The organism is Streptomyces sp. NPDC051976, assembly GCF_040680795.1.
Taxonomy (GTDB): Bacteria; Actinomycetota; Actinomycetes; order Streptomycetales; family Streptomycetaceae; genus Actinacidiphila.
Map to the genome: position 1 here is coordinate 33,703 of NZ_JBFAXL010000068.1, position 9,637 is coordinate 43,339.

Sequence of the window (9,637 nt, forward strand, 5' to 3'; positions counted from 1 at the left end):
CCTCAGATGCCGTCGACAGGTTGCCATCGGTGACGTCCGACATGGCGACATCACCGTCGCATCCGTCACTGCTGCGCACGCGGGCCCGTGGCCGTGTCGGTTCGGCGTAGCCACCGGTCGAGCTGTGGCGGCCCTACCCGTCGCGTTGCCTGCCCCCGCACGCTCCGCGTCGTATCCGCGGCAGGTGCAGGCCATGTCGTGGGGGCACTGGCGGGACATCGTCGCCGAGGCCGACAGGACTTCGGCGCGGGGGGCGACGGTCATTCAACGATCACTTCCTGAAGGACAGCGAGGTCGTTCACCTCCCGGTCTTGCCAACGTTGGAAGACATTGGGCCATCCTGCGGGAACTGTCAACGATCTGCGCAAGGATTGGAGGCACAAGTTCCAGTCAATCCACAAAGAAGCAGGTCAGTAACGACACTTGCGGCTCGATGCCAAGATCCGCCCGTTTAGAGCGTGGTGGTGAACCGTGTTGTAGCTCGATGGGCTGCGGTTTTATGGCCGGGCGGGTGTGGTGGGGGTCGGGGCAGGGCAGTCAGCGGACGGTTGGTTTTGTCTGTCCGGGAGGTGTGTTGGTGCCGTCGGTGATCGCTTTGCTGGAGTGCCGTGAGGCACGGGCGCGGGAAGAGCTCGAGTCCTGGCTGGAGGCGGTGCGGGAGGCCGAAGAGCACGCTGTCGCGGCCCGGCAGCGTGTGGACCACGCGCGCATCGCCCGTGAAGAGGTGCTGCGTGCGCTGGCCGAGGAAGGCGAAGGCGCCACCCGGCGCGCGGAGAACCGGCCGGGAACGGCATCCGCGCAGAGCAGGGAGGATGACGTGCCGTCAGGATCCGTAGCGGGACCGGTCGGGACGGTGACGGCGGTGCCGGTGACTGTGCAGCAGGCGGTGCCCGCCGGGACGGGCGGGGGGACTGACCGTGATCCGCGGCCGTCGGCCTGGCGGGCCGGTCTGGGCGAGGAGGTGCTGTCGGGGGTCTACCGGCAGGTCTTCGCAGCGGCCGCGGCAGCGTCGGGGCCGGTGACCGTGCAGGAGCTGACACGGGCGCTGGGCCGGGACGCGACACGGATGAACGAGGTGGAGAAGGTGCGGCACCGGGCGTATGCGCTGGAGGCGCGGGGCTGGCTGCTGCGCGAGCGCGGCGGGGTGTTCAGGGCTGTGACGGGTCCAGCCGGTGGGCTCGCCGCTCCGGCCAGTGCAGCCGCTGCCGCGCCATCCGCCGGGTCAGCGTGAGCAGGCCGGCCCACCACACCATCTGCTCGTGGTGATCGGGGCGGCGCTCGTGGTCGCGGTTGAGCCTGCGGGCCCGTGACAGCCACCCCAAGGTGCGCTCCACAATCCAACGGCGCGCGAGTACCACGAACCCCGTCTGCCCGTCGCTTCGCCGCACGACCTCGACCTTCACCCCGTGCCGGGAGAACGCCTGCGCCAGGGCCGGCCCCTGGTAGGCGCTGTCGGCCCAGACCAGCTTCAACAGCCGGCCTGGCGCGGCCATGAACCGATCCAGCAGGTCCGGGGCGGCCACCGAGTCGTGCATGTTGGCCGCGGTGACGGTGACTTCCAGCAGCAGGCCCAGCGTGTCGGTCAGAATGTGGCGCTTCCTGCCGTCGCGCGATTTTGCGCCGTCGTAGCCGCGGCTGTCGCCGGTGACGGTGTCCGCGCCGTCCACTGATTGCGCGTCGATGATCCCGGCACTCGGCTCGGCGGGCCGCTCCTGCTGCTGTCGCTCGATGCGCCGCAGCCGTTGGTACAACTCGCGCACGTAGCCGTGCCGGCACCACCGTCGGAAGAAGTCGTATACCGCCCGCCACCAGGGAAAATCGGCGGGGATAGCGCGCCACTTCGCCCCGTTGTCGACGACGTAGCGGACCGCGTCGACCATCTCTCGGTGGCAGAACGCCTCCGGGCGTCCACCGCGGCCCTCCAGCCAGGCCGGGACCGGCATCGACGCACGGATCTGGGTCCACTCCCCGTCGGTCATGTCGGTGGGATAGCGCTCAGCCCGCCGCCCCCCGGCGATCGCCCCGTACAGGTGCACGTAGCAGTCACACGGAAGAGAGGCCGGAGTGGACCACGCGTCATCGGAAGTGGTCAACTGAGTGCGCAGCGGGTCTCCTTGAACGAGCCGGGTCTCGACAACCACGTCTCTACCGAGGGACCCGCTCTTTCATGCCCACCCCGTCACCAGCACCTGCATGCGAGGCATCACCCACACCAGATAGCCGAACGCCAATCCCTTCACCACCACGCTCTTAGACCTCGCCGAAGAGGTACTTGTCGGTGATGCCCTGGAAGGAGCCGTTCCGCAGTGTGATCGCTCGCTCCACCTCATTCGTTGTCCGCTCAGCGCTCAGGGCCGCTGCTTCGTCCGAGTGCCCGACGATGTACGTCGGCGCGTTGGTCCACGTCACGGCGTTCAGCCAGCGGACCCAATTCGGGCGCAACGTCGGGTGGTCGAACCCTTCGGTGTGAGTCGCCCCGGGTTTGATGGAGACATGGAAGACCCGGAAGGATCTGATCATGGCTGCTCCCCGTAAGTACCCCGACGAACTGCGTGACCGTGCGACGCGTCTGGCTGTCGAGGCCCGCAAGGACCCGGTCGGGAGATGGGTATATGGAGACGCCGCCACACCGGCGCCGACCTGGCCGGACTGGTCCACCACTCCGATCGCGGCGTACCGGGCTGTCCGCTACACCGAACGCCTGGACGAGGCTGCCGCCGTGGCCTCGGTCGGTTCCAAGGGCGATTCATACGACTAACGCCCTCGCCGAGGCATTCAACAGCCTGTTCAAGGCCGAGCTGATCCGCAACAAGGGCCCCTGGGCCAGCATCAACGACGTCGAGATCTCCGTCGCCGAGTACGTGGACTGGTTCAACCAGCGAAGGCTCCACGGCGAGCTCGGCCACGTCCCGCCCGCCGAGTTCGAAGCGCTCCACGCATCACCCGCGCCCCAGACCACCCCCTGAAAGCCAGCTAACCGACTCTCCACAACACCCCGGGGCTTGACACCCTGGAACTCGGAGGATCCCCCCGCGACCCCGGCAACCTGTGGCCCGAACCGCACTACGGCACCAAGACCTCCTCCACCAAAGACGGCGTGGATACAAAGCTGAAGAACGCCGTCTGCAACGGCACCATCACCCTGTCCTCCGCCCGCACCGCGATCAAGACCGACTGGACCACCGCACTGCAGGTCACCGGCATCGCCTGACAGGCCACCCAGGCAGCCAGGCACCACGCCAGAACACCAGGCAGTGACGACCCCGGCCGCCACCGCCAGGCCCATGCCCTCACCAACAGCTCCAGCACCTCACCACCAACGGCCAGGACAGCCGCGGGGAGGCAGAGGCGGGCGCCGAACGGCGGCACCAGCGGTGCAACACTGCGCCGACCGCGGGCGCCACGGCGCTCCCGTCGCACCCTTTCCGCTGGGGCGGCGGGACGCAGGAGTGTCCGGCCGGCTCCGGTCACCGGTGGCGCGGTCAGCGGTGGCTGTGGCCCCAGGACTTGATGTCGGCGACGCAGCCGTGGTCGTCACGCAAGGTCGCGGTGTCGCGGTCCTTGTTCCACACATAGGCGCGGCGGTCCTGGTAAACGTTCGCGGCGGTGTCACGGCCGGTTCCGGTGTGGACGCGGACCGAAGTGTGACCGGCCAGACGCAGGTGGGTGAACTGGTAGGTGTGATGGTCAGCGTCGGACAGCGACCAGCCCGACAGGTTCACAGCGTGGCGGCCGGCGTTGAGGCTATGAAGACGGTAATGGGGAGGTCAGGGCCGCGTGAACGGCGAAGTTCTCGCCGTAGGCGGCCGGTCCCACGTCCCGCTCGTGGCTCCGAGGCGGCGACCGCTCGTAGCCTGCCCTTGCCAGGGGCAGGCTGTCCGGCGTCCCGTTGCCGGATACTCGGAGCATGAACAGGAAGCCGCAGTTGGGAGAGTTCCTCAGAACCCGCCGAGCGCAGTTGCAGCCGGCGGATGTTGGGCTCCCGGATTTCGGAGAGCGCAGACGTGTGCCCGGGCTGCGCCGTGACGAGCTGGCCCGACTCGCCGGGGTGGGCCTGTCCTACTACACGCGACTGGAACAGGGCAGCTCGCTCAACGCGTCACCCGAGGTCCTGGAGGCGCTGGCCTGCGCCCTCGGTCTCGACGAGGTCGAGCGCGCTCACCTGCACGATCTGGTCGGCGCACCACGTCGAACCACCAGCCGGCGCAGGCCCGCACCGGAACGAGCGAGCGACACGACCTGGCAACTGCTCGACGCGCTCGGCGACACACCCGCGATCGTGCTCGGCCTGCGCAGCGACGTACTGGCCTGGAACCGCACCGGACACGCCCTGTTCGCTGGGCACTTGGACCCGCTGATCCCCGATCAGCCCGACCGGCGCCCGAACATGGCACGGCTGGTGTTCCTGGACGCGCACACCCGGGACCTGTTCGTGGACTGGCCTAAGAAGGCCAGGAACGTGGTCGGCAAGCTCCGGCTCGCCGCCGGGCGGCACCCCGACGATCCCAGGCTGGCCTCGCTCGTCGGCGAACTGACCATGAAAAGCGCGGAGTTCACCACGATGTGGGCCGAGCACGGGGTCAGGAAGTGGGCCCTCGCGGCCTACCGCATGCACCACCCAGTCGTCGGCCGTATGGAGCTCAATCTGCAGTCCCTGGGCGTCCCCCAGGAAGAGGGCCAGCGCATCGTCGTGGCCACAGCGGGCGCCGACACCGCGTCCGCGGCGGCGCTCTCCCTTCTCGCCCGACTCGACACCCCGAGCGCACCTCGCACAGCACACGCCGACACAGCGGAACCCACGCCGTCGGTAACCGACAGCCCTCGCTGAATCCGAACCCGGGAGCAGTCGGCCGGAGGCTGAAGGCCGACGGCAGCGGACCGCCCCGCGCTCGGTCGCGTGAGCAGAGTCCGCGGTGACCGCGGACGAACCCCCTAACGTGCCACCATCGCTCCCGGCCGGCGGTCCACCCGCGCGCCCGGGTCCGGCCACCACGCCTCCGGCGACCGGCCGCGGGCCGTCCGGCACCAGGTGCACCCCTTCCCCCGTTACGACACCTCCCACCACGGTGCGCCATGTCCGCGCGCCGGAACGGACGAGAACAGAATGAACAAGAAGCTGTCACCCGCAGCCCTGACGATCGCGACGGTGGTGATCGGAACCCTCGGTCTCGCCTCGGTGCCTGCCGCCGCGACCCGACCCGGCAGGGCGGCAGCCGTCCATGTCGCCGCGCACTTCGACCTGGCCTCGGGGCAGACGCCGGAGAACGGCGTGCTGGAACCCGACGGCAGCCTCGATGTGACCTTCTCGGTGGCCCGTCAGGTCGCCCGGGTCGATCCCGACGGCGGGACGCACATCCTGGCCACCATGCCGCTGCCCGCCGACGGCGGGGCCAACACGCCCATCCTGCACTTCGCGCCCACCATGGGCATCGTCCGGGCCGACGACGGAACCCTCTACTTCCTGTACGCGACCGGCACCGCGGACCTGACCGGAGTGTGGCGGCTGCGACCGCGCCAGACACCGGAACGCATCGCCGCCCTGCCCGCCGACGGCCTTCCCAACGGCATGGCCCTGGACCGGCGCACCGGGAAGCTCTACATCGCCGACTCCGTGCTGGGCACCGTCTGGACCGTCCCCGTCACCGGCGGTACCCCGACCGCTTGGACCAGCGCCCCCGAACTCGCCTACTCCGCCATCGCGGGTGCCAACGGCCTGAAGATCCACAACAACGCGCTGTGGGTGTCCGACACGGACGACGGCACCATCCTGCGCATCCCCCTCCTGCCGGGCAACCGCCCAGGGCAGCTCCAGGTCAGGGCCACCGGCCTGACCAGCGTCGACGACTTCACCTTCACCGGCCGCGGGGACGAGATTCTCGCCGCTCTCAACCACCCCAACACCATTGTCCGTATTCGTCCCGACGGGCACCGCACCACTGTCCTGAACGCGGCGGACGGCCTGCAGAACCCCACGTCGATCGAGGTACGCGGCACCACGGTGTACGTGCTGAACGCCGCCTACGTCACGGCCGAGGACCCCAATGTCCTGGTCGCCGGCCTGCGCGACCTGCGCTGAAAGCTCTTGAGACGTGAGAGGGGACATCCTGTGGATTCCTTCAGCCTCGGTGGTGTCGAGGTGACGCGGGTAGTGGAGTTCGAGACCCCTACCCGCCCGCCGGCGGTCATGTTCACGGAGATCGGCCCCCAGGTGTGGCACGACAACCGCTCCTGGCTCGCCCCCGACCACTGGGACCATGACACGGGGCTCCTGATGACGCGGATGCAGACGTTCGTCCTGCGCAGCGGGGGCGCGACGATCCTCGTGGACACCGGTGTCGGCAACGACAAGTCCCGCCCGTCCATACCGGCGTTCGACCGTCGCGGCACCGACTTCCTGGCCCGACTGGCCGCCGTCAACGTCCTTCCGGAGGACGTCGACCTGGTGGTCAACACCCATCTGCACGCCGACCACGTCGGGTGGAACACTCGCCTGGTGGACGGGAATTGGGTACCGACGTTCCCCTACGCCCGGTACCTGATGCCGCGCGCCGACTACGACTTCTGGCGCCCGGACAGCGCCCGTTCGGCCCGCTCTACCCGTCCGGCCCGAACGGCTGCGGCCAACGCGAACGTCTTCGACGACAGCGTGGCACCGGTCGTCCGGGCCGGACAGGCCGTGCTGTGGGAGGACAGCTACGACATCGACGGCGCCCTGCGTCTGGAATACGCGCCGGGACACACACCGGGCTCCTCGGTGCTCACGCTGCGCTCGGGCGGCGAACTGGCGGTGTTCGTCGGTGATGTGCTGCACCACCCGGTGCAGATCATCGAGCCGGACGCCAACAGCTGCTTCTGCGAGGACCCCACAGCCGCGCGCGCCTCCCGGCGACGCGTGCTGGACCGGGCCGCCGACCAGGGCGCACTGGTCTTCCCCGCGCATCTGCGCGGCGGGTCGGGCGCACGGGTGCGGCGGAACGGCTCGTCATACACCATCCAGTCGTGGGCACCGTTCCGGGAGCGGGTATGAGCGGCGCGCCGGTCATCCCTACGACGAGCGGACTGGTCCGCGGCACACTCCACGCCGGCGTACGGACCTTCGCATCGATTCCGTACGCCGCCCCGATGGCCGGTCCCGCCCGGTTCGCCGCGCCCGCCCCGGCCCCACGGTGGGACGGCATACGGGAAGCGACCGTACCCGGCGGAACCGCTCCCGCCCAGGCCCGTCCCGGCTTCGGCGGCCTGGACCTGTCCCCCGTACTCGGACACGGCTGGATCCCGGACCCCGGCTACCTCGCCGTGACCGTCACCGCCCCCGAGCACCCCTCCGGCGGCCTGCCAGTGCTGGTCTTCGTGCACGGCGGAGGCCTCATCTCGGGAACGGGACAGGCACCTCTCTACGACGGGTCGTCCTTCGCCCGCGCCGGAATCGTCACCGTCACACTCAACTACCGCCTGGGGATCGCCGGGTGGCTCGACGTTCCCGGCGCACCGGCCAACCGCGGACTGCTCGACGTCATCGCCGCGCTCCGCTGGGTGGCCGAGAACGCCGCGGCCTTCGGCGGCGACCCCGGCAAGGTGACCCTCGCGGGCCAGTCCGCCGGGGCGATGATCGTCGCCGCGCTGCTCGCCCATCCCGACGCACGGCGCGAACGACTGTTCAGCCGGGCGATCAGCCAGAGCGGCAGCGGTACGGCGGCGATCAGCGCGGAACAGGCGGCGTTGACCACCCGGGCGGTGGCCGAGGCACTGAACGTCCGGGCAACGCCCGCCGACCTGGGCGCGATCGACGACCGGCGACTGACGAAGGCACTCGGCACGATCGGCCCGGTCGTCGTCATCCCGGACGGTCCCCTCGACACCTCCATCGGCAGCAGTCCCGTGAAATGCGTCATCGACGGCCGCTCCCTGGAACGACAACCCGCCGAGGCCGTGCACAAAGGCTGGGGCGCCGACGTGGATCTGCTCATCGGCACCAACCGCGAGGAGGCCAACCTCTACACCGTGCCATCGGGCGCCCCCCTGACCGAGACCCAGCTCCTCGCACTCGCCGAACGCCGCCTGACCAACCCTCGGGAACAACTCTCCGCGTACCGGACCGACGAACCGGCCGCCCACCCAGCCGAGTTGGCGAGCCGTCTCATCACGGACACCTTCACCCAGGGCAGCCGACTCCTCGCCGACGCCCACGCCCGCCACCGGCGCGCCCGCACCTACGCCTACGAGTTCGCCTGGCGCTCGCCCGCCTTCGGCGGCGCGCTCGGCGCCTGCCACTGCGTGGAACTGCCGTTTGTCTTCCACCACACCGACCTGCCCACCCTCTACGGCGACACCGCCCTACTCGGCCCCCACCAACCGCCCGACGGCCTTGCGGACCGCACACACGCGGCCTGGACCGCGTTCATACGCGAGGGCGATCCGGGCTGGATTCCGTACGACCTGGCGACTCGCGCCACCGCCGTCATCGACGAACAGTGGAGCATGGTCGTGGACAACTCAGGAGACCTCACGGACGACACGGACACGGCGCACACTCCGTGGCCGCTTTCCATGCCCTGACCTGGCACGGTGGCCTGGAGACGACCTCGATCCTCGAGCGACGGCACGGCAGAAACCCTCGCCTGGGACCGGATGCACCCCCACCTGACCGCCCGCGGCCCCTGGCTCGACCCCTGCGGCGAACTCCCCCTGATCCACGGCACATTCATCCGCCTGAAGGTCGAGCACCTGCCCGGCGACCGCGACCCGAAACCGGTCTGGCTCTGATCCTCACGCACCTCGATGACCAGCGAAGACATCGACCTGCGCTGGCAGGCATTCCTCCGCAGATTCGACCTGGAACACACCTTCCGACTGTTCAAACAGACCCTCACACCCAACTCCGCCTCGCCCGCCCCCTCCGACGCCCCCGGGAACGACCGGCCCAGCCGCGCCTGCTCACCCCCGCACGTGGCCGCCGAGGGTTCCGCCACCTCCGTGCGAAGACCACGAGGCTGTCGCACGACTGCCCCCATCTGGGAGTCAAGAGCGGGATCGCGTCGTGCTGGCGATGAGTTTGCCGAGGTTGTGGACGGTGCCGAGGAGTTTGATCTCGGTGTCGACGGCTCGGCGGCCGCGGTAGTTGAGGTGCCGGCCGAACCGCTGGAAGAGCTGGGCGAAGCCCGGCTCGACGAGAGCACCGCGCTGGCGGTACTGGGCTCGGCCGGTCGGGGTCGCCAGGCGGTCGGCCATGGTCTGCTGGCCCGCGGGGGCGGTCTGGCGCTTGGCGGGGAATCCTGCCTGGTCGGCCTCGCTGGTGACAGAGACCAGCAGCGGTAGGTCGGCGAGCTCCTCGAAGGAGGCGGCGCTGGCGTATCCGCTGTCCGCGAGCCAGAGCTTGATGTCGCCCGGCAGACCTGCCGCGTGCTGGTTCTCCTGGGTCTTTCTGACCATCGAGATCAGTGCCGTGCGGTCCGAGGGGTTGTCGTGCAGGTCGATGGCCAGCAGGATTTGGCGGCGCACGCAGACGATCTGCAGGTTGTATCCCTGCAGGTAGCCGCCGTGTTTGCCCAGTTGCAGCCGTGAGTCCGGATCACTCAGGCTCGCGGTGGCGGCCGGGGAGGGCACCGGCTCGGGGCTGCGGGCTCGCTCCAGGTGAGCG

8 protein-coding genes and 3 pseudogenes are annotated in these 9,637 nt (G+C 69.8%); 7 read left to right on the plus strand and 4 right to left on the minus strand.

The window, feature by feature from the left end:
- Positions 1-577: 577 nt before the first annotated feature.
- Positions 578-1,231, plus strand: a complete 654-nt coding sequence (locus AB0M29_RS38960; RefSeq protein WP_365391544.1) for a hypothetical protein — start codon at positions 578-580, stop codon at positions 1,229-1,231.
- Here AB0M29_RS38960 and AB0M29_RS38965 read toward each other — a convergent pair.
- Both AB0M29_RS38965 and AB0M29_RS38970 read right to left on the minus strand, forming a co-directional pair.
- On the minus strand, positions 1,149-2,141 hold the full coding sequence (locus AB0M29_RS38965) for an IS5 family transposase (protein ID WP_365391545.1): 993 nt from the start codon (positions 2,139-2,141) through the stop codon (positions 1,149-1,151). The genes AB0M29_RS38960 and AB0M29_RS38965 overlap by 83 nt on opposite strands.
- A 109-nt stretch (positions 2,142-2,250) precedes the next feature.
- Positions 2,251-2,520 carry a hypothetical protein gene (locus AB0M29_RS38970; protein ID WP_365391546.1) on the minus strand — a complete coding sequence of 90 codons (270 nt, stop codon included), beginning with the start codon at positions 2,518-2,520 and terminating at the stop codon, positions 2,251-2,253.
- 107 nt (positions 2,521-2,627) lie between these two features.
- Here AB0M29_RS38970 and AB0M29_RS38975 point away from each other — a divergent pair.
- Positions 2,628-2,966: pseudogene (locus tag AB0M29_RS38975) on the plus strand (integrase core domain-containing protein); the annotation flags it as partial.
- 516 nt (positions 2,967-3,482) lie between these two features.
- Here the strand turns inward: AB0M29_RS38975 and AB0M29_RS38980 are convergent.
- Positions 3,483-3,728: pseudogene (locus tag AB0M29_RS38980) on the minus strand (lamin tail domain-containing protein); the annotation flags it as partial.
- Positions 3,729-3,907: 179 nt separating this feature from the next.
- Between AB0M29_RS38980 and AB0M29_RS38985 the strand changes: the two are divergent.
- The 5 genes and pseudogenes from AB0M29_RS38985 to AB0M29_RS39005 form a co-directional block, all read left to right on the plus strand.
- Positions 3,908-4,828: a helix-turn-helix transcriptional regulator gene (locus AB0M29_RS38985; protein ID WP_365391547.1), complete on the plus strand. Its 921-nt coding sequence runs from the start codon at positions 3,908-3,910 to the stop codon at positions 4,826-4,828.
- A 276-nt stretch (positions 4,829-5,104) separates the two neighbouring features.
- Positions 5,105-6,076 carry a hypothetical protein gene (locus AB0M29_RS38990; protein ID WP_365391548.1) on the plus strand — a complete coding sequence of 324 codons (972 nt, stop codon included), beginning with the start codon at positions 5,105-5,107 and terminating at the stop codon, positions 6,074-6,076.
- A 30-nt stretch (positions 6,077-6,106) separates the two neighbouring features.
- Positions 6,107-7,027: an MBL fold metallo-hydrolase gene (locus tag AB0M29_RS38995; protein WP_365391549.1), complete on the plus strand. Its 921-nt coding sequence runs from the start codon at positions 6,107-6,109 to the stop codon at positions 7,025-7,027.
- A complete protein-coding gene (locus AB0M29_RS39000) occupies positions 7,024-8,556 on the plus strand; it encodes a carboxylesterase family protein (protein WP_365391550.1) in 1,533 nt (510 codons plus the stop codon). The genes AB0M29_RS38995 and AB0M29_RS39000 overlap by 4 nt, the downstream gene beginning before the upstream one ends.
- A 42-nt stretch (positions 8,557-8,598) precedes the next feature.
- Positions 8,599-8,981: pseudogene (locus AB0M29_RS39005) on the plus strand (transposase); the annotation flags it as partial.
- A gap of 37 nt (positions 8,982-9,018) precedes the next feature.
- Here the strand turns inward: AB0M29_RS39005 and AB0M29_RS39010 are convergent.
- Positions 9,019-9,637: transposase (locus tag AB0M29_RS39010; RefSeq protein ID WP_365391551.1), on the minus strand; the 619-nt coding region annotated here is incomplete at its 5' end.